The sequence below is a fragment of the Eionea flava genome (genome assembly GCF_055393785.1).
The window spans coordinates 2042501-2062640 of sequence record NZ_AP036018.1; the positions used below are offsets into that span (position 1 = coordinate 2042501).

The following is a 20140-nucleotide window of genomic DNA, read 5'->3' on the forward strand; positions in this document are numbered from 1 at the left end:
CCATGATCAAACTCTTCAGTTTAATATCATGTTTGATGGCTCGCGCTGCTTTAATTGTTGCAATCTTACGACCACAACCTCAAAGTCAGCACCATCTAATTTTGCTCAATACTAAAACGTAACATCATTTAAATGAATTAATGAGTCACTTGTATTGATAATTTTTTACTTATCATCCACAAGTGCCCACACGCATTGCTTGTTTTATGTTGTTAAATAGCCCGATAACGCGCGGTTATCGGTGTTGCAATCTAGCCACTTGAGCTAGATGCGGGAGGCGAATTATACGCTCCGTTTTGTTTTTGTAAAGCTTTTATTTGATTATTTTTTTGTGCTTCAGCACCTAAAAACTCTCAACCTCACAACAACATTTCCTCGTCGTTCCCGACAAGCGAGGCGCGCATAATACGCTCCTCAGATCATTTGTAAACCCTTAATTTTGTTAAATTTTAAATTAATTTAAATCCAACAAAACAAGTATAAAAAAACACATTACAAACGCTCTTTCTCTGCCATTCCTGACAAGCGAGGCGCGCATTATACGGACTAAACGCATTACCGCAACTCTTTTTTTAAGTTTTAAAAAAATAATTACTTAATCCCTTTAAAACCTCAGAAGTAGACCAGAACCAGTCAACAAAAGCATATGGGGCGAGGGACAACTAGGCGGCATCGAACTCAAAACAAGAGGGAGGGAGTGAAGGCAGGTTAAGCTTAAAAGAAATCAGATAAAACACAAAAAGACTATAGCCTGATATCTCTACAAAATGCCAAGCTATAACCAAACGCAACTAGGGCGACTAATTTTTTTTGAGGCCCGCTTTTGAAAAGAGCCTGCAACCCCAAAGTACCGGACCCGACAATCCATAAATCAAGACAATAGCTAACAAGACCGTTGGTGGATTGCTAGCAATTAGTACAAAGATAAAAATCACTAACAGCAGCACAGCAAAAGGCACCCTCCCCTTGAGGTCTACACCTTTAAAACTATTGTATTTAAAATTAGAGACCATCAACAACCCCAAAAACACCATGCCAACCGCCATAGCAATGGCAAAAACAGGAGCAACAACTGCATCGTGCCAAACCCAAACCACTGAAGCCACAATAGCGGCGGCAGCTGGGCTCGCTAAACCAATAAAGAAGCGATTATCGGTAAATTCTGTTTGCGTATTAAACCTCGCCAGCCTAAGAGCAACACAAGCGACGTACGCAAAAGATGCCGCCCAAGCGAATTTATTATCTAGCGACAACAACCCCCAATTGAGAGCAACGATAGCCGGAGCCACGCCAAATGACACCATATCGGCCAAGCTATCGTATTGAAGACCAAAGGAGCTAGTCGTATTCGTTAGACGCGCGACACGACCATCTAGCCCATCCAAGATCATGGATGCAAAGATGGCGATGGCCGCTGCCTCGAACTGACCCGACATGCTAACAACTATGGCGTAAAAACCACTAAACAACGCACCCGTGGTAAACAGGTTAGGCAATAAATAAATACCTTTATGCCTGACCTTTTTACCGCCTTCCGACACCTCCTCTACGTGCTCATCAATTAACTCGTCAATAATGGGCAAGCTTTCGCGAGCCGATGGGTTGCCTTCTTTTTTATCTTCTTTTGAGGTTGTATTACTCATACGATTATATGACGCTTCCTAAAATAACGAGGGTGTGGCTTGTGCCTTATTTGATTAGCAATGATACGCGATAGTATGGACGTGTAAAGACTTCGACACTTTTCAGAAACGCGCTACATAAAACAAACGACCGTCATGAGACGGAAGCTCGCTAAAGACCACATTATGGTAACGCTGCAGTCATTTGCCGAACAAACCTGCCCTCACCACCAGCCATCAAAGATGTAATCGCACCACCTTCAATTACTAAATTAACCGCAATAACACTTGGTGAAGGTACTGCCATAAAATTGCCCTGCTCTATAACAAACGTTTCTTTGGGCATGCTGAGCCGATCACGCAGCAAGCAAGCCAATGGCCCTGCGGCCATGCCGGTAGCAGCTTCCTCGTTAATACCGTATCGAGGGGCAAACATACGCGCACCCGCATCACGACCGTCTACCTTGGCTTCAGTAGTAAATACGTAGAAACCGATAAGATCATATTTATCAGAAATTGTGCTAATTTGGTCTTGATTAGGCTGTATTTCCGACAAGGTTGCTTCACTATCAACGCTAACAAGAATGAAAGAATTACCGGTATTCACCAACGTGGGGGCCGTTATCAATTGATCTGGCGTAAGCCCGAGTGATGCCAAGATAGCCGCTTGGTCATCTTCGACGTTTTCATAGCGGGGGGCTGATTGCTCCATATAGGCTTGATCTTTTTGAATCAAAATATCGCGCGGTCCGTCAATCGTTTGCTTAGAAGAGCGTCCGGTAAAACCAAGTCCCGTACCGACGAGGCCCTTCTGCGAAAGGTAACTAAATGTGGCGACGGTTGCATGACCACAGTGGGCTATTTGTCGCGTAGGCGTATAAAAATCGAGTGTAAAATCAGCAATAGTTGATTCAGACACAAACGCGGTTTCCGACAAACCGACTTGCTGAGCAATGGATAGCTTATCTTCGTGGTTTAATGTATCTGCATTAAGAACAACCCCTGCGGGGTTACCACCTGTATCGCCGTCAATAAAAGCACTAACAATAGCTACATCTACGCTTTTCTCTCTATTTACCATAATCTTTACCCTCTAACGTTAATTAATGTGAGTAAAACCATGGTAAAACATTCGAGTACACTCTAAGGCAAGCATTTTTTGAAAAGAAATTAATGATTGATCTTTGACCGCAAGGTGCGGAGCTTATTTTGCGTCACCTCAACGTAATGCTTGATATCTTTTTGCTGCTGAAACAATTTCTCTAAGTGCAAATTTAACAGCTCCGTCTGCGCTTCAGTATCTGAATACCGCTCAACTTGCACGTAGCACTTAATCGCATCAAGAGTCATACCTGATTTTTTCAAACACGCAATCCAGTTAAGCAGCTCAAGATCGTCGCTACTGTAATTGCGGTAACCTGCGCTATCTTTTTCCGGCTCTATAAAGCCCAGCTTTTCATAATATCGTAAGGTATACGCGCTCAACCCCGTTTCTTTGCTAACCCGACTAATTTTCATAAATCTCCTCTCTGGAAAATAGCGATTTATGCAAAAATAACGAATGACAATGCATAAAGTAAATCCTTATTTTATTTCATCGAACGCTCAAAAACTAACCCATTGACTGCGGGGATCATGCATACTCGTTATAGATTTATATTATTTACAAGCCCATAACGCAAAAAGCCGAAGACGGTTATCCGCCTTCGGCTTTTTATCGACCCCAACAAAAAGGAATTAGTTTTTGTCTTTGTCGATAATTTTTGAATCGGTGATCCAAGGCATCATTGCACGTAGCTCTGCACCCACTTTTTCAATACCGTGTGCCGCATTGTTACGACGATAAGCCGTCATTGATGGGTAATTAGTTGCGCCTTCGGTGATGAACATTTTTGCGTATTCGCCGTTTTGAATACGCGTTAACGCGTTCTTCATTGCCGCACGTGATTCCGCATTGATGACTTCAGGACCGGTAACGTACTCACCATATTCAGCATTGTTAGAGATTGAGTAGTTCATATCTGCAATACCGCCTTGGTACATTAGATCAACAATCAATTTCAACTCATGCAAACATTCAAAGTAAGCCATTTCTGGAGCGTAACCGCCCTCTACTAATGTGTCGAAGCCGGCTTTTACTAATTCAACCGCGCCACCACAAAGTACTGCTTGCTCACCGAACAAGTCTGTTTCTGTTTCATCTTTAAATGTGGTTTCGATGATACCCGTACGACCACCGCCAACACCTGAAGCGTAAGACAAAGCAACATTTTTTGCTTGGCCCGATGCATCTTGGAATACAGCGATAAGATCAGGAATACCACCACCGTTAACAAATTCGCTACGTACAGTATGACCCGGCGCTTTAGGTGCAATCATGATAACGTCCAAGTCAGCACGTGGTACTACTTGGTTGTAATGAATAGCAAAACCGTGAGCAAACGCTAAAGTTGCACCCTGCTTGATATTTGGCTCAATTTCTTCTCTGTAAAGCTGACCTTGAAATTCGTCAGGCGTTAAGATCATGACTACATCTGCAGAGGCAACAGCAGCAGCCACTTCAGCCACCTTCAAGCCGTGCGCTTGGGCTTTAGCAACCGATGATGAGTTTGCACGTAAACCTACAGTAACATCAACACCGGAGTCTTTTAGGTTACAGGCGTGAGCATGGCCTTGTGAACCATAACCAATAATAGATACTTTTTTGCCCTTGATGATCGATAGATCACAATCTTTATCGTAAAACACTTTCATGCGTTGCCCCTTTAGACATTTGAAGAGAGACTAAAGCACATAAACTTTAGCTCCAGATTTTAATTGGCGAACATTATAGAGAATGCCGACTATTGCGTAAAATGATATATTAGCAAAATACTATTCTTCAAAATGCAATACCAAGTTATCGCACGATCAACAGCACGACTCTCGGAAGCCTCTTATGGATAATCGCCCCTTACAATTATTTTTACACCTATGCGAGACGCTACACTTTGGTCGCACCAGCCAAGCGATGCATATTAGCCCGTCCGCCTTAACTCGCAACATTCAACAGTTAGAAGAATCATTAGGTACACCACTATTTGAACGCGATAACCGATCGGTACAACTCACAAAAGAAGGGCGACTATTTCAGGCTTACGCCAAACAATCGCTCAATTTATGGCAAGGCTTTAAACAATCATTAATGCAAGAAACACAAGAACTTCAAGGTGAAATTAGTATTTACTGCTCGGTCACTGCCAGCTACAGTTTTTTATACACTATTTTGAGCGAATTTCGCAAAGCTCACCCTAAAATAGCAATTACTTTACGTACCGGAGACTCTGAAGATGCCATCAACAATGTACTTAAAGACAGCGATGACCTTGCCATCGGCGCAAGGCCAGACAAACTACCCAACAAGTTAGACTTTAAGCGTATAGCCACATCACCGCTAGTGATGATTGCACCCAACGATGCCGACAATGACAAAGTTTGGGAACGTATGCCGCTAATCGTTTCAGAAAAAGGCTTAATCAGAAAACGAGTAGACACGTGGTTTCAGCAGAAAAACCTCAAGCCAACAATTTATGCGCAAGTATCTGGTAACGAGGCGATTGTGAGCATGGTAAGTTTAGGATTTGGGATAGGCATAGTCCCTAAAATTGTGCTGGATAACAGCCCTCTGGTAAGGCAAGTCAAAGAAGTCGATCACCAACCGCTCTTCACCCCCATTGATGTTGGCTTATGTGCGCAAAAAAAACGTTTACAGAATCCTGTGGTGAAAGCCTTATGGGATTCGTTAACGCCGTAATCCCACAAACGACTTCTTGATTATCTCTTATAGGCTAACGTAATACCGTCAGCCATAGATAACATACTAATATCTACCCGCTGATCCAATTTTATTTTTTTATTCAGTGCCTTAATCGCTTCAACATCGTCAACACTCAGCATTTTTTGCAGTGCATCACTCAATAGAGAAAAATCTATGACCGAGCCAAATAGCAATACATTATCTATTGCAATCAAACCACCAGAGCGTAGCAACTGCAGTGATAACTCGTAATAATGATCATAATTCTTTTTATCTGCATCAATAAATACAAAATCAAATGTACCCCCCTGCCCAGCATCGACTAACGACTGCAACGTATTGAGCGCCGGCGCAATACGCAAATCAATCTTTTCATTCACGCCTGCAGCCTTCCAGTACTTTTGCGCAATTGCCGTCCATTCTTCATTCATATCACACGCTACGGTATAGCTATCATCCGGTAATGCCTGCGCAACACATAATGCGCTGTAGCCCGTATAAACACCAATTTCAATTGTTTTTTTAGCGTCCATTAACTTAACAAGCAAAGCCATTAACTGCCCTTGCTCCGCGGGGATTTGCATAATAGCGGCGGGGTCTTTGGCGGTTTCTATACGCAACTGCTGTAATACGTTGGACTCACGCAAGGAGTTATCCGATATATATTGATTAACATGACTGTCGACGGTTAATTGATCTTTTTTCATTAGCACTCCGTTAATAGATTAAAATAATTATAAATACCACTGAACAACAGCGCTTAAATTGCCTACTTCTAATTCATAGCCTTTATTCACCCACAAATCACCCACCGCAACCAATTCATCATCTGCATAAATTAATGGCACACGATCACGCAGCCATGTTTCTAGTTGATATTCTTGCAATAGCTTTTTCACTGTTTGAGAATGCTGTCGATCTGCTGGGGTGCAGCGTTCACCGCCTTGTCGCCAACGTATCTGATAGGCTTGAGCTGTCAGGCTAATGCCGTTTGATGTCGTTTTTTCATGCGTTTTTTGATATGCACAATCAACATCAGACGGCTTATTAACGACGCGTAACATCCCCGCTCCTTGAAGATCCACATCACTTATTCCATCCCACTCTATTTCTGGCGGCGCAATAAATTTAGGGAGCGCTATCATTAAATATAAGCGGCCAGAGAAATAACGTACCTCGCAACGACCCCAAGAAACACAAGCCTTAGCGGGAGATACTTTACTAGTCACTATCGATGCTTTCAGTTCATCCAATTCGCACGGTGCTTCTGGTAACTCTACATCAAAAAATTGCTGGTTGAGCGCTGATAATTGCTCATTCGTCGGCAAACTAACATCATGCCGCTCGCACCAATAACGCAGCACATTGTTTCTACGCGGCAATGACAAGGCCGCTAACGCCTGAAGATTAACGCTAAATCCTGTGCGTGCTTTTTTTTCATCTACGCGTGAGAAATCTTCCTTGGCAAATTCTGTTAACAACGCTTGCGTCTGTGCCATTGTGATTGCGGTTGTCGACAACTGCGAAACTAACGAAGACCAACGTTGCTGTAAAAGCGGTATGGCTTGGTGACGTAAAAAATTTCGATCATATTGATCATCAACATTGCTATGATCATCCACCCACGTTAATTGATGCTGCTGCGCATACTGCACAATTGCTTGTTGGCTTACTTCCAACAGCGGGCGATATAAAACGGCACAGCCCAGCGCACGACTGGCTGGCATAGCCGCCAAGCCTTTAACGCCCGCACCACGACAGAGCCGAAACAACAGTGTTTCTGCTTGGTCTTGCTGATGATGCCCTAGCACTAAGCAATCACTGGGTTGTAAATAGTCTTCAAAAATCGCATAGCGCGCCGTTCGCGCCGCCGCTTCAATGCCTTGCCCACCATTTTTAATAGCAACGGTTTGACTGTAGTAAGTCACTCCTAATTGCTGTGCAAATTGCTCACAATGTTGCTGCCATTGATCCGCCTGTGGTGATAACTGATGATTAATATGCAAGGCGACAATGGAAGAGATATTAATAGGGATTAAAGACTGACGAGCCGCTGCTACTAAGCCATGCAACAACACACTAGAATCCACGCCACCACTATAGGCAACCACCACTCGCTGAGCAGTCTGCCCTGTGGCTTGTAGTAGTCGGCATTGAGAAATATGCGCTAGAATGGAATTATCAATAGACACGGGTGGCCTCACCTAGTTAAGAACAAACATTTTACGGTATCCCATGACGAAAACCCAATCGACAGATAGCACAGATAAAGAAACAGCCTATGGCGCATGGCCATCAAACATTAGCAGTGAGCAACTCACCACAAACGCTGTACGCCTTGGCGAGCCCTGCTTAGACAATGGCCATTGCTACTGGCTGGAACAGCGCCCTGAAGAACAAGGTCGCTGCGTTGTTGTCTGTCAGCCCGCCGACCTTGAGCAAGCCACTATTGAAATCACTCCAACCTCTATGAGTGTGCGCAGTAAAGTGCACGAATATGGTGGTGGAAGTTATTGTGTAAAAGATGACACCATCTATTTTGTGAACGCTAAAGACCAGCGGGTGTATTCAATGCCTATTGACTTCACCGCTACGACGTCCGAGAGGGAAGCACAAACACCACAAGTGCTATCACCGGAAAACAGCGCACAAGTAGACTATCGTTATGCGGACTTATACATTGACACACACCGACAACAACTCATCGCCGTGTGTGAAATACACCGTCATGGAGAAACACCCAAAGAACCCGAAAACACGATTGTTAGCTTACGGCTAGATGGGTCATCAATTATCGGTTTTAATGTACTAGTATTTGGTAACGACTTTTATTCAAATCCTAGTATTTCTCCCGATCATGAGAAGCTCGCATGGCTAACATGGAACCACCCCGACATGCCGTGGGATAACAGCGAGTGTTGGATTGCTGATTTTACGCATGCGGGCATGCTCAACAAGCATCGTAAAGTCGCAGGGGGAGTATCGAGTCAACATCCATCGGGCGAGTCTGTTTTTCAGCCTCAGTGGTCACCCACTGGAGATTTACTCTTCGTTTCTGATCGCAATAATTGGTGGAATATTTACTCGTACAACACTTACAATAAATACACCGAAACCTTAGTCGATATGCCCGCCGAATTTGCCACACCGCAATGGATTTTTGGGATGTCGACATACGGCTTTCTTAATAGCTATACCTTGTTTTGCACCTATACACAAAAAGGCAAATGGCATTTAGCAACGATTGATTTACTATCGCATACCTTCACCCCACATGACTCCCCTTTTACCGATATTCATGGTATCGCCTGTCAAGATGATAACGACACCGCATTATTTATTGGTGCCAATAGTCAACAAAGTGATGCATTAATTTATTGGACAAAAGAACACTGGCAAATCATTGAAAAAAGTCAGAACGCTACACTACCCAACGGACAGTTATCTTTCCCTGAAAGCATCACATTTGAAAATAGCCAAGGGCAGGAGGTACACGGACTTTATTACCCACCAAAAAACGACCGTGTGAGCTTGCCCAATAATACAGAAAGCAAGCCTCCTCTACTGGTGATGTGTCATGGCGGCCCAACCGGTGCAACCAGTACAGGCTTAAACTTAAAAATTCAATATTGGACAAGTCGCGGATTTAGCGTTTTTGATATTAATTACAGCGGCAGCACAGGATACGGCCGAGATTATCGCCGCCGCCTCTATCAGCAGTGGGGAGTATTGGATGTTGATGATTTATGTAGTGGCGCGCAGTTCTTAATCGACCAAGGCACTGTCGATGCGGATAAAATGGCGATTCGTGGTAGCAGTGCCGGCGGTTACTCCGTACTTGCTGCGCTCACGTTTACGAATACATTTAAAGCTGGCGCCAGCTTATATGGTATTGGTGATTTATCTGCACTGGCCGAGGATACACATAAATTTGAATCGCGCTACTGTGACCAATTGGTCGGTATTTCTCTTGAAAAAGACAAGCTCAGAGAACAATCCCTCTATAACGCACGCTCTCCTCTACAACATATCGAAAAGCTCAATTGCCCCGTCATTTTTTTACAGGGCCTCGACGATAAAGTTGTGCCCCCCAATCAAGCAGAAGCGATGGTGAACGCGCTCTGCGAAAAAAATATTCCCGTCGCTTATGTCACCTTTGAAAACGAAGGGCATGGCTTTCGCCAAGCTCAGAATATCCGCTATGCCATCGATGTAGAATACGCTTTTTACGCTAACATATTCGAGCTACCTATCGATCAATCAAGCATTAGTGTTCCCTTTGTCACAACATTGGTGACGAAAATCGCAACGGATGACAACCACTAATGGGACGCTGGCGACCACCGAGAGAAAAGGGCTCACCGTATATCACGGCCGAAGGCGCTGAACGTCTAAATGCAGAACTCAAACACCTGTGGAAGGTTGAGCGGCCGCAAGTGACGGATGCCGTGCATGAGGCGGCAAAAAATGGTGACCGTTCTGAGAACGGCGATTACATTTACGGAAAAAAACGCTTAAGAGAAATAGATAGCCGCGTACGCTTTTTAACGAAACGCTTAGAAGTGCTAACCATTGTTGATCGTATTCCCGCCGATATAGAGACGGTTTATTTTGGCGCGTGGGTCACGCTGCTAGATGACGATGAAGAAACTCGCCGTTATCAGATTGTGGGGCCGGATGAGTTCGACATTAAGAAAAACAAAGTCAGTATGGATTCTCCTATTGCTAAAGCGTTACTCAAAAAGCAACTCGGTGATGAAGTCACGATTCAAACACCTAACGGCGAGCAGAACTTTCTTATCGAACACATCGATTATGGTCAATCTATCACCCACCAATCAGGTAATAATAATGACGACGAACACACTTAAATTTCACAACTTTAGTAATGGGCCAGATAAAATTGCGCCTTTTTCTCATGCGGTAGAGGTTAATGGCTGGATTGAAGTGACGGGGCAAATGCCTATGGATCCAGAAGACAATAGCCGCCCCATGCCAGAAGGTATTGAAGCACAAACGCACCAAGTAATGAGCAATCTACATAACGTACTCACAAACTTGCAATTGGGCTGGGAACACGTTGTGCGGGCAAGAATTTACTTGACTCATTTTAATCGTGATTATGATGCAATGAATCAGACGTATAAGAGCTACTTCCCTGCGGATCGCTTACCGGCTAGAACATGTGTAGGTACTAATGGCCTAGCAGGCAATGCATTGGTGGAGATAGATTTACAAGTATTTAGACCTGAGAAATAGCTTGATATTCCTCGAACCACTGTGGCTCACAAGCGTCAGGCGCGGCATTCGCATACACGCTATTCAAAATAGCAACCAGACGCTTTGATGAGTAAGTATTAGTAAAATATTTATTCGCATACTGATAGGCTTGCTCCGCGTACTCGGACGCATCTTGATTACTGCGTAAAAAATTAATCGCTTTTTTTACGGCAACATGATCGCCAATAGGCACCGACACGCCATGTACACTATCAACAAAATATTCTTTCACTACTGAGACATCAGAAATTATTTGTGGTTTCTTCATTAGCATCGAGGCCACGATAGTAATATGTCCGGCTCCACGCTCATCATCATTGACAAGTACAACATTAATGACTGCATGTCGCATGCAACTAATACAGGCATCCATATTAAGATCATAATGAAGCTCAACATTATCGGGCACTGAAAATTTCGGTGCATTGTTTTTAGAAGTAATCACAACCCCATCAATATCAAGGCCTTTTATCGCTTCACAAAAAGTATGTATATCCCTATTATTTCTGCCGACAAATGATAAATAAGGTTTATCTTTGCCAGAAAAAAAATCTTCTTTAATCTTCGGTAAATCAAAACCCCAATGTGAAAAAACAAATTTTTTCTGATCTATATCATGCACCTGATGAAAAAGTCTCATTTCTGCCCGTGAATGTGTTACAACCCAATCGGCTTGATTGAATATTTTACTAATCAAACGATTTAAAAGAGTATTGGAAAAACGTAACAATCTCGCACTTTGATTTAAACCATAAATGATATGCTTAACTTTTTTCCCGAATAGAAATAAACGCAGATTAATAGCAAAAGCGAGAAAATACTCAGTCGTTACAATCGCATCATACTTTTTTTGATCGAGAGGAGTGGTCAGTGCAGACAAAAAAACCGATCGCTTACCTTTGTGATTAGGTATAGAACGTGCGGTCACATCAATATTCGACTTTTTTGCTTCTGCATCAAAAAAAGCAGATTTTTTCTCGCCTTTTTTACCTAAATATAAAAACAGTACTTTCATGATTGTCACTTTTGACTGATGGTTATAACTGATATTTACGATAACATACTTAAGGAACTTCTGAATCTGTCTGAGTGAGATTTTCGGTGGAATAAAATGAGTGTATTTGAGACGAATATTGAAGGTAATAGCGAGCTATTGGCGAAATATTCAACGAAAAATACGCTGTGTTAGCCAGCGAAAAACTACGCATGACTTGTTCAGAGGCTCCTTAACTGTATAGCTTTCATACTACAAAACCGACAACAAAGACTCGACAACGTACGGCATATTCGTTTCGCTTAAACCCGCAACACTAATGCGGCTAGAATTAACCATATAAACACTGTGTTGCTGCTTTAAGCGCTGCACCTGCTCGGGTGAAATACCCAAAAATGAAAACATGCCTTTTTCATGTTGAATATAATCGAAACGCGAACCCGCACCCGCCGCCTGCAATTGCTTAACCAAATCGACACGCAGGCCTGAAATACGTTCACGCATAACGGTTAGCTCTGTTTGCCATTGCAGTTTAAGCGCAGAATTTGCCAAAATAATATTGACTAATGCGGCGCCATAATTAGGTGGCATAGAGTAAATACCTCTTGCAATGCTCAACAGTTGCCCCTTACTCGTATCGGCAGCCACCGAATTTTTAGCGATAACCAGCACAACGCCAACGCGCTCACGGTATAAACCAAAATTTTTTGAGCAAGAGCTGGCAATAATCATTTCTGGACACTGTTCAGCAAGGTGTCGCATACCCCACGCATCCTCATCTAAGCCATCACCCAACCCTTGATAAGCCACATCCACAAAAGGAATAGCGCCTTTCGTATTTAAAAAAGTAGCCAATGTACGCCACTGCTCATGATTAAGATCAGCCCCTGATGGGTTATGGCAACAACCGTGTAATAAGACAATATCCCCTTCTTTTATTGCTGACAGGCCTTCCATCATTGCATCAAAATCAATGCCCTGCTTTTCGCCATCATAATAAGGATACTCTTGTAAATGTAAGCCACAACTACCCAACAAAGGAATGTGATTCGCCCATGTCGGAGTAGAAATCCATACTGTCGCCGGTGTTGGCCGCTGCTGGTTACAACGCTGAATTAAATGACCGGCAATATTAAGCGCACCACATCCACCGGGTGCTTGTACACCAACAACGCGCTTATCTCTGATCGCAGGGTGAGATTCTCCCAACAATAAATCGATCATTGCATCATTAAAGCCAACCAAGCCCGCAGGGCTAATATAAGTTTTTGTCGTTTCTTGCTCCAACCAATAGGATTGGGCCGCCTGAACAGCCGACATAATAGGCGTATGGCCTTGCTCATTTTTATAAACACCAGCACCCAAATCGACTTTATTCGGGTTATTGTCTGCATTGCATTCAACAACAAGATTCAAAATAGGGTCTGCAGGCAATGGGTTTAAGACATTAAACATCGTTCGATCACTCATTATTAATACATTGATAAGAATATTTATATTTTAGCAATATATGGAAGCACATAGATAGCTACGGTGATTTGTTCATACTTTGTTAAGAAACGCTTACGTAAGCTCTAACCATAAAAATGTTGGAACCCGCCATTATGTACAACTTATCACGACGCCAGTTTATACAACAAAGTGCTATGGGCTTAGGGGCTATCGGAATAGCGGGCACATCGCCTACTCTTAGTGCGCAATCTTCACGTGGCATTAAAGGCGTCTCTGCACCTGAATTACGAATTGGCCAATGGATTAATGGCGATGGGAAAACGCAAGATGCATTTTCTGTGGCCGCACATAAAGGCAAATGGATTTATCTCAAATGCTTTCAAGAGTGGTGCCCTGCCTGCCATTCCGTTAGTTTTCCTAATCTGCAAAAGTTAGTATCGGCGTTTCCTAATAATGATCTTATTGTTCCTGTCGCCATTCAAACCACATTTGAGGGGTTTTCAAGTAACACTAGCGATGCATTGCGTAAAAATCAGTTACGTTATGAATTAAACATCCCCTTTGGGCATGATCCCGGCAATGTCGATCTTCCCAGAGACAACCCTGCGCGCTATCCCACTACCATGCAATCTTACCGAACGGGGGGCACACCTTGGATTATTGTGATCGACCCTGATGGCATGGTGGTATTTAACGACTTTCATATCGACATGGATAAACTCATCAATTTTTTGCATACGCAGTCTGTTTAGCGTCGTTAATTTTTTGGCTCTCGCCACCCAATCACATACTGACTTAATAATATAGAAGCCATTACTACATCATGAAAAAAAATAAGAAGACTCACAAAAAACATAAAAACACACACAAAAACCTCTACAAGAAATGGAAGAATTTTTTCCAAAAAAGTATTTTCTATATTTTATTACTCAGCTTACTCGCCGGCACTTTTTGGTTTTACATGTCGTTTAATAAAGTGCAATACGACTTATCTGTCGTCGGTAACGGAACCCCTACTGTCGTACAAGTACATGACCAAAACTGCCGTCTATGTCGACAATTAAAAAGCAACCTCGATAGCGTTAAAACAGGCTTTAAGGATAAGATTCAGTTTAAAACAGCGAATATTTTATCGAAGAAGGGAGCTAACTTCGCACAACAATACCAAGTTCCTCACGTCACGCTACTATTTTTTGATAAGCAGGGACGGCGAACAAATACATTACAAGGTGTATCATCAAAAGAAGATATTAGGGTTGCTTTAGAACAACTAGAAAGACAGCGATAGCCAAATATAATCGGCTATCAAAAAACATAAATAGGCACTAAAAAGGGCGTATCGAATAACATTCGGTACGCCCTTAATTGACTCTATCACTCAAAACATTAGTGGCTCACTATAAGCTAAGTACCTTATCGCCACGGCTAATGCCAGAAATACCGGTTCTGACCACTTCTAATACAACCGCCTCACCCACTGCTTGTATAAAAGCTGTCAATTTAGCGTTGTCACCGACTAATTGCACTGTGTAGATATTAGGTGTTACATCAATGATTTGACCACGAAAAATATCAACACTACGCTTGAGCTCTTCTCGCATATTTCCCGTTGCTTTTACTTTAATCATCATCAGCTCACGCTCTACATATGAGCTTTCAGACAATTCGATGAGCTTAATAACATCAACGATCTTATTGAGGTTTTTAGTAATTTGCTCAATTTTTTGATCATTACCCAGCGTGGTAAGCGTTAGACGAGAAATGGTTTCATCTTCCGTTGGCGCTACACTGAGAGATTCAATATTGTATCCACGTTGAGAAAATAACCCAACTACACGAGATAGGGCTCCAGGAGCATTTTCCATTAGGATGGAGATAATACGTTTATTCATGAGGTACGCTCCGTCTTACTTAAAAACATATCGCCAACAGATTGCAGGGGTATTTGCATTGGGTATACGTGTTCATTTTGATCAACATAAATATCCATAAATACCACGCGATCCTTCATAGCAAAACACTCTTCCAGCTTCTGCTCTAACTCTTCACGCTTGGTCACCTTAATGCCGACATGACCATAAGCTTCCGCCAACTTAATAAAATCTGGCAACGAGTCTTCATACAAGGTTTCTGCATAGCGACTTTCGTAATTCATATCTTGCCACTGCCTAACCATACCAAGTGCTTGGTTATTAATATTAATAATTTTAATCGGCAACTTATATTGCGTGCAGGTTGATAATTCTTGAATACACATTTGCACACTACCTTCACCGGTAAAACAAACAACGGTCGCATCAGGATCTGCAAATTGCGCGCCCATCGCGGCAGGAATACCAAAGCCCATGGTGCCCAGTCCACCGGATGTCACCCACTTTCTTGCTTGATCAAACAGGTAGTATTGAGCAGAAAACATTTGGTGTTGCCCCACATCAGTGGTAACAATAGCCTTACCCTGTGTTACTTTGTGAACCGCTTGCACGACTTCTTGAGGCTTCAGCATATCGCCCGACGTATCAAAACGGTTTTTGGTATATAAACCGTGTTTTTCTCGCCAATCGTTAATTTCATCCCACCACGCTTGCAACGCCTCTTGATCGAGTTGTAACTTTGACTGATCCACCGCTTTTATCATGTCAGTTATGACCGATTCAACAGAGCCCACAATGGGGATGTGTGCAGCAATGGTTTTAGAGATAGAAGCAGGATCAATATCAATGTGAATAATTTTTGCATAAGGGCAAAACTTATCTAATGCATTCGTCACACGATCATCAAACCGGGCGCCTACCGCTAAAATAAGATCGCTGTTGTGCATAGCGGTATTCGCTTCGTACGTGCCATGCATGCCGAGCATACCAATAAATTGCTTGTCGGTACTTGGGTAAGCCCCTAAGCCCATTAAAGTACTGGTAATCGGTAAATTAAGTTGTTTAACGAGCTGCGTGACTAACTCAGGGCCTTTGCCAGCAATAGCGCCGCCACCGATATACACCACGGGCTTTTTCGATTCGAGTAAAGCCGCCGCCGCTTTGCGAATTTGTCCACCGTGACCTTTAACATTAGGTGTATAAGAACGAATAGACACTTTTTCTGGAAAAACGTAATCATACAAATGATCGGGGTCTGTCATATCTTTGGGTATGTCGATTACTACCGGCCCAGGTCGACCCGATGCGGCTAAATAATAGGCTTTACGAACAATCGTCGGAATTTCGCTAGGGTCTTGCACCATAAAACTATGTTTTACGATAGGCCGAGAAACCCCCATCATGTCAGTCTCTTGGAAGGCATCTTCACCGATTTTACTACTTGGCACTTGTCCCGAAATAACCACCATCGGAATAGAATCCATATAAGCCGTTGCAATACCGGTAATAGCATTAGTTGCGCCGGGGCCTGATGTCACTAGCACGCTACCGACTTTACCGGTTACTCGTGCATAGCCATCGGCAGCATGTGTTGCTGCTTGTTCATGACGAACTAGGATATGTCGAACATCTTGTTGACGAAAAATAGCATCGTAAATATGTAACGCTGCGCCACCCGGGTAGCCGAATAATAATTCGACACCTTCGTCTTTTAGGGCGCGTAATAATAAATCACCACCTGAAAGCTTTTCCATTAGGAAACCCTCTTAACTCATAAGATAAAATAGAGCATAAGTGCACACTATGCATGCTGAGTTCTGTGGAAGTTAATCCGAAAACAGAAAATCTAGACAAGCGACTAGTGCGAGTGTATTGCTCATAAAATGTTAAATATTCATCAAGCACGATGTGCTGATCAATAGAAGACTACTGGCTACATGAGCACAATAGGCTTGCGGAAAGGGCCTCGAAACTAACCGGTAAGTTAGCCGTCTAGGAGACAAACGTTACAGGCGGTAACCTGTAAAATAAGCCTCATAAACCTTCAGCTTTGAATGGTTTACGCCACATAATTCGACTTGCTCGTTTTATACGTGCGAAATCTATGTCCGTATCGCGGATTATACCGCCATTGATCAAAAATTAACAAGTGTCGCGAAGCAATCAATACCAATAACCAGTATGTACGGATTGGCAGACAGCCTCACTTATGGCGCATTTGATGTGGCAAATGATAGAACAGAAGAGCAAGTTGTTTCTTCAGCAACTCTTGGCAGCAGAGACAGGTTTTTGCTCCTGCAAAACCTGTATTCCCTACTTCCATATAGGTCAAGCTGCACGAAGCTTATAGGATATATTTACAGCGCGCTGCTGAAGAAACAATCTGATTTTTTGTTCGAAATTTTAGAATGCACCACAGATAGCTTTTTATTTTTCAAAATAAATATTCGTCTTATCGTCTAGTAATACCTTAACGGTATCTCCAGTGCCAAACTCGCCCGCTAACAAACATTGAGCTAAGGGGTTTTCTAGCAGCTGTTGAATCGTACGTTTGAGCGGTCTTGCACCGTAAACAGGATCAAAACCGGCATCCGCTAATTTATCCAAAACTTCATTGGTAAGCTGAAGAGTAATACCTCTATCAACTAAACGTCGTTTAAGCCCACTGAGTTGAATTTCTGCAATACCTCGTATTTGCTCTTTAGTGAGCGGATGAAAGACAACCGCTTCGTCTACGCGGTTAATAAACTCTGGTCGAAAATGCTGAACCACCACTTCCATTACTGCAGACTTCATCACATCGTATTTATGCTGATTTTCAACATCGGCTGCTTCTGTCACTTCTCCGGCAAGATCCGGCAAATCAAAACTCACATTATCAAAAGAGCGATTCTGCGCGATTTCTTGAATAGCATCAGAACCAAGATTAGACGTCATTACAATCACGGTATTACGGAAATCAACGGTGCGACCCTGACTATCGGTTAAACGCCCATCTTCTAACACTTGCAAAAGAATGTTAAAGACATCGGGATGGGCTTTTTCAATTTCATCCAACAAAAGCACGGCGTAAGGGCGGCGGCGAACAGCCTCTGTTAAGTAACCACCCTCTTCATAACCAACGTACCCTGGAGGTGCGCCAATAAGCCGAGCCACGGCATGCTTTTCCATAAACTCCGACATATCTAAACGCACCATGGCATCGGGGCTATCGAATAAAAATTCAGCCAGTGTTTTACATAGTTCGGTTTTACCGACACCTGTTGGCCCTAAGAAAAGGAACGAACCATTGGGTCGGTTAGGATCCGACAAGCCTGCGCGTGCACGACGCACCGCATTAGAGACAGCAACAATCGCTTGCTCTTGCCCCATCACATTGCGATGCAGTTCTTCTTCCATACGCAGTAATTTATCGCGTTCACCTTCGAGCATTTTTGATACCGGAATGCCTGTCCATTTAGAAACAACATCGGCAATTTCTTCATCAGTCACTTTGTTGCGTAGTAACTTCGTCTCAGTCATATCCGTTTGATCAGCGGCTTCTAGTTGTTTTTCCAGCTCAGGAATAACCCCATACTGTAGCTGCGAAATACGCTCAAGGTCACCGGCGCGCCTTGCCGCGTCCATATCCACTCGCGCTTGCTCTAATGTTGCTTTTATTTCAACCGTACCATGCAAGGCAACTTTCTCGGTACTCCATATTTCTTCTAAGTCTTGGTATTCTTTTTCGATACCCTCAATGGTTTTATCCATTGTTGCTAAACGTAGACGAGAGGCTTGATCGTCGTCTTTTTTGACGGCTTCGCGTTCAATTTTTAACTGGATAAGTCGGCGCTCTAAACGATCTAAGGCTTCGGGTTTAGAATCAATTTCCATTCGAATGCGGCTGGCTGATTCGTCAATTAAATCAATTGCCTTATCGGGTAATTGCCGATCAGTAATATAACGCTGCGATAATTTAGTTGCCGCGATGATTGCAGCATCGGTAATATCAACACCATGATGCACTTCATAACGCTCTTTTAAGCCACGTAATATAGCAATCGTGTCAGACTCAGATGGCTCCTCAACTAATACTTTTTGAAAGCGGCGTTCGAGCGCGGTATCTTTTTCTATAAATTGGCGATACTCATTCAGCGTCGTAGCACCAACACAATGCAGTTCACCGCGAGCCAGTGCAGGTTTTAGCATATTGCCTGCATCCATTGCGCCATCGGCTTTACCTGCACCGACCATGGTGTGCAGCTCATCAATAAAAATAATGATGCGGCCTTCTTGTTTGGATAATTCGTTAATCACGGCTTTTAAACGCTCTTCAAACTCACCACGAAATTTGGCGCCGGCCAATAATGAGCCCAAGTCGAGAGACAATACGCGCTTTTCTTTTAATCCATCGGGCACTTCACCATTAACGATACGTTGCGCTAAGCCTTCGATAATGGCCGTTTTACCGACTCCTGGCTCACCAATTAATACCGGGTTATTTTTGGTGCGACGCTGTAATACCTGAATCGTTCGACGAATTTCATCATCGCGTCCAATAACAGGATCTAACTTTCCAGCTTCGGCCTGACTGGTTAAATCGACGGTATATTTTTCTAAGGCCTGACGATTTTCTTCGGCATCAGGGTTATCGACGGTTTCACCCCCTCGCACCTTATCAATAGCCTGTTTAACACGCGTAAGGTCTCCATGAGCAAGTAATAATTTACCCAAGCTAGTCGCACCATCTTCCATCGCCACCAATAATAGGCTCTCACTAGAGATGTAAGCATCGCCATTGTCTTGTGACTTTTTATCCGCAAGATTTAACAATCGCCCCATTTCTGGGGACATTTGAATATCACCATTAGGGCTTTGTATTTTCGGCAAAGCATCTAATTGCTTAGCTAACTCATTGCGTAAACCGGCGGTATCAAAGCCGGCTTGTGCCAACAACGGCCTTACTGTGCCACTATGCTGATTAAGCATTGCTGACAACACATGTAAGGGTTCTAGTCGAGAGTGATCACGACCCAATGCTAGGGATTGAGCGTCAGATAATGCTGTTTGCAGTTGGTTAGTTAAACGATCGATGCGCATAACAAAAGTTCTCTATGTTTAATCAAACAAAAAACAGGTTTAT

General features: G+C 43.1%; 17 protein-coding genes and 1 rRNA gene (1 of these 18 only partly in view). 6 read left to right on the forward strand and 12 right to left on the reverse strand.

What is annotated here, in order from left to right:
- The 5 genes from ACZ5O6_RS08910 to ilvC all read right to left on the reverse strand — a co-directional run.
- Window positions 1-22: ribosomal RNA gene (locus tag ACZ5O6_RS08910) — 16S ribosomal RNA — on the reverse strand (it extends 1512 nt beyond the left edge of the window).
- Window positions 23-800: 778 nt separating this feature from the next.
- Window positions 801-1643 carry a CDP-diacylglycerol--serine O-phosphatidyltransferase gene (gene pssA / locus ACZ5O6_RS08915; RefSeq protein ID WP_447091907.1) on the reverse strand — a complete coding sequence of 281 codons (843 nt, stop codon included), beginning with the start codon at window positions 1641-1643 and terminating at the stop codon, window positions 801-803.
- 163 nt (window positions 1644-1806) lie between these two features.
- The gene (locus tag ACZ5O6_RS08920) at window positions 1807-2703 is read right to left on the reverse strand and encodes a PhzF family phenazine biosynthesis protein (RefSeq protein ID WP_447091906.1); all 897 of its coding nucleotides are present in this window, start codon (window positions 2701-2703) and stop codon (window positions 1807-1809) included.
- A gap of 89 nt (window positions 2704-2792) precedes the next feature.
- Window positions 2793-3140, reverse strand: a complete 348-nt coding sequence (locus ACZ5O6_RS08925) for a MerR family transcriptional regulator (RefSeq protein ID WP_447091905.1) — start codon at window positions 3138-3140, stop codon at window positions 2793-2795.
- A gap of 219 nt (window positions 3141-3359) precedes the next feature.
- Complete coding sequence (ilvC, locus tag ACZ5O6_RS08930) at window positions 3360-4376, reverse strand: ketol-acid reductoisomerase (RefSeq protein WP_447091904.1); 1017 nt, start codon at window positions 4374-4376, stop codon at window positions 3360-3362.
- 184 nt (window positions 4377-4560) lie between these two features.
- Here ilvC and ilvY point away from each other — a divergent pair, with 184 nt between their 5' ends.
- Window positions 4561-5415, forward strand: a complete 855-nt coding sequence (ilvY, locus tag ACZ5O6_RS08935) for an HTH-type transcriptional activator IlvY (protein ID WP_447091903.1) — start codon at window positions 4561-4563, stop codon at window positions 5413-5415.
- Window positions 5416-5435: 20 nt separating this feature from the next.
- Here ilvY and ACZ5O6_RS08940 read toward each other — a convergent pair whose 3' ends face one another.
- Window positions 5436-6125: a class I SAM-dependent methyltransferase gene (locus ACZ5O6_RS08940; RefSeq protein WP_447091902.1), complete on the reverse strand. Its 690-nt coding sequence runs from the start codon at window positions 6123-6125 to the stop codon at window positions 5436-5438.
- Between the two features lie 27 nt (window positions 6126-6152).
- Window positions 6153-7610: a tRNA lysidine(34) synthetase TilS gene (tilS, locus tag ACZ5O6_RS08945; protein WP_447091901.1), complete on the reverse strand. Its 1458-nt coding sequence runs from the start codon at window positions 7608-7610 to the stop codon at window positions 6153-6155.
- A 43-nt stretch (window positions 7611-7653) separates the two neighbouring features.
- Here tilS and ACZ5O6_RS08950 point away from each other — a divergent pair, with 43 nt between their 5' ends.
- The 3 genes from ACZ5O6_RS08950 to ACZ5O6_RS08960 are packed head-to-tail and all read left to right on the forward strand — an operon-like array spanning window position 7654 to window position 10677.
- Entirely contained in the window at window positions 7654-9744 is a 2091-nt protein-coding gene (locus ACZ5O6_RS08950; protein WP_447091900.1) for a S9 family peptidase, read from the forward strand.
- Window positions 9744-10289: a transcription elongation factor GreB gene (gene greB / locus ACZ5O6_RS08955; RefSeq protein WP_447091899.1), complete on the forward strand. Its 546-nt coding sequence runs from the start codon at window positions 9744-9746 to the stop codon at window positions 10287-10289. Before ACZ5O6_RS08950 ends, greB begins: the two co-directional genes overlap by 1 nt.
- Entirely contained in the window at window positions 10270-10677 is a 408-nt protein-coding gene (locus ACZ5O6_RS08960) for a RidA family protein (protein WP_447091898.1), read from the forward strand. The genes greB and ACZ5O6_RS08960 overlap by 20 nt, the downstream gene beginning before the upstream one ends.
- Here the strand turns inward: ACZ5O6_RS08960 and ACZ5O6_RS08965 are convergent.
- On the reverse strand, window positions 10661-11713 hold the full coding sequence (locus ACZ5O6_RS08965) for a glycosyltransferase family protein (RefSeq protein WP_447091897.1): 1053 nt from the start codon (window positions 11711-11713) through the stop codon (window positions 10661-10663). The genes ACZ5O6_RS08960 and ACZ5O6_RS08965 overlap by 17 nt on opposite strands.
- A gap of 231 nt (window positions 11714-11944) precedes the next feature.
- Window positions 11945-13147, reverse strand: a complete 1203-nt coding sequence (locus tag ACZ5O6_RS08970) for an amino acid aminotransferase (RefSeq protein WP_447091896.1) — start codon at window positions 13145-13147, stop codon at window positions 11945-11947.
- Between the two features lie 149 nt (window positions 13148-13296).
- Here ACZ5O6_RS08970 and ACZ5O6_RS08975 point away from each other — a divergent pair, with 149 nt between their 5' ends.
- Both ACZ5O6_RS08975 and ACZ5O6_RS08980 read left to right on the forward strand, forming a co-directional pair.
- On the forward strand, window positions 13297-13896 hold the full coding sequence (locus ACZ5O6_RS08975; RefSeq protein ID WP_447091895.1) for a peroxiredoxin family protein: 600 nt from the start codon (window positions 13297-13299) through the stop codon (window positions 13894-13896).
- Between the two features lie 209 nt (window positions 13897-14105).
- The gene (locus ACZ5O6_RS08980; protein ID WP_447091894.1) at window positions 14106-14432 is read left to right on the forward strand and encodes a thioredoxin family protein; all 327 of its coding nucleotides are present in this window, start codon (window positions 14106-14108) and stop codon (window positions 14430-14432) included.
- 109 nt (window positions 14433-14541) lie between these two features.
- Here ACZ5O6_RS08980 and ilvN read toward each other — a convergent pair whose 3' ends face one another.
- The 3 genes from ilvN to clpB all read right to left on the reverse strand — a co-directional run bounded on the left by ilvN (window position 14542) and on the right by clpB (window position 20097).
- Window positions 14542-15036 carry an acetolactate synthase small subunit gene (gene ilvN / locus ACZ5O6_RS08985; RefSeq protein ID WP_447091893.1) on the reverse strand — a complete coding sequence of 165 codons (495 nt, stop codon included), beginning with the start codon at window positions 15034-15036 and terminating at the stop codon, window positions 14542-14544.
- Window positions 15033-16769 (reverse strand): acetolactate synthase 3 large subunit, encoded by a 1737-nt coding sequence (locus tag ACZ5O6_RS08990; RefSeq protein WP_447091892.1) that lies wholly within the window; start codon window positions 16767-16769, stop codon window positions 15033-15035. The genes ilvN and ACZ5O6_RS08990 overlap by 4 nt, the downstream gene beginning before the upstream one ends.
- Window positions 16770-17442: 673 nt before the next feature.
- Window positions 17443-20097 (reverse strand): ATP-dependent chaperone ClpB, encoded by a 2655-nt coding sequence (gene clpB, locus ACZ5O6_RS08995; RefSeq protein ID WP_447091891.1) that lies wholly within the window; start codon window positions 20095-20097, stop codon window positions 17443-17445.
- Window positions 20098-20140 lie beyond the last annotated feature (43 nt).

What these genes read in the sequence shown, in the direction of transcription:
- ACZ5O6_RS08960 (WP_447091898.1), top strand. Translation starts at nt 10,270, where the DNA reads ATGACGACGAACACACTTAAATTTCACAACTTTAGTAATGGGCCAGAT.
- pssA (WP_447091907.1), bottom strand. Translation starts at nt 1,643, where the DNA reads ATGAGTAATACAACCTCAAAAGAAGATAAAAAAGAAGGCAACCCATCG.
- ACZ5O6_RS08970 (WP_447091896.1), bottom strand. Translation starts at nt 13,147, where the DNA reads ATGTTTAATGTCTTAAACCCATTGCCTGCAGACCCTATTTTGAATCTT.
- ilvN (WP_447091893.1), bottom strand. Translation starts at nt 15,036, where the DNA reads ATGAATAAACGTATTATCTCCATCCTAATGGAAAATGCTCCTGGAGCC.
- ACZ5O6_RS08950 (WP_447091900.1), top strand. Translation starts at nt 7,654, where the DNA reads ATGACGAAAACCCAATCGACAGATAGCACAGATAAAGAAACAGCCTAT.
- ilvC (WP_447091904.1), bottom strand. Translation starts at nt 4,376, where the DNA reads ATGAAAGTGTTTTACGATAAAGATTGTGATCTATCGATCATCAAGGGC.
- clpB (WP_447091891.1), bottom strand. Translation starts at nt 20,097, where the DNA reads ATGCGCATCGATCGTTTAACTAACCAACTGCAAACAGCATTATCTGAC.
- ACZ5O6_RS08920 (WP_447091906.1), bottom strand. Translation starts at nt 2,703, where the DNA reads ATGGTAAATAGAGAGAAAAGCGTAGATGTAGCTATTGTTAGTGCTTTT.
- ACZ5O6_RS08990 (WP_447091892.1), bottom strand. Translation starts at nt 16,769, where the DNA reads ATGGAAAAGCTTTCAGGTGGTGATTTATTATTACGCGCCCTAAAAGAC.
- greB (WP_447091899.1), top strand. Translation starts at nt 9,744, where the DNA reads ATGGGACGCTGGCGACCACCGAGAGAAAAGGGCTCACCGTATATCACG.
- ACZ5O6_RS08940 (WP_447091902.1), bottom strand. Translation starts at nt 6,125, where the DNA reads ATGAAAAAAGATCAATTAACCGTCGACAGTCATGTTAATCAATATATA.
- ACZ5O6_RS08975 (WP_447091895.1), top strand. Translation starts at nt 13,297, where the DNA reads ATGTACAACTTATCACGACGCCAGTTTATACAACAAAGTGCTATGGGC.
- ACZ5O6_RS08925 (WP_447091905.1), bottom strand. Translation starts at nt 3,140, where the DNA reads ATGAAAATTAGTCGGGTTAGCAAAGAAACGGGGTTGAGCGCGTATACC.
- ACZ5O6_RS08965 (WP_447091897.1), bottom strand. Translation starts at nt 11,713, where the DNA reads ATGAAAGTACTGTTTTTATATTTAGGTAAAAAAGGCGAGAAAAAATCT.
- ilvY (WP_447091903.1), top strand. Translation starts at nt 4,561, where the DNA reads ATGGATAATCGCCCCTTACAATTATTTTTACACCTATGCGAGACGCTA.
- ACZ5O6_RS08980 (WP_447091894.1), top strand. Translation starts at nt 14,106, where the DNA reads ATGTCGTTTAATAAAGTGCAATACGACTTATCTGTCGTCGGTAACGGA.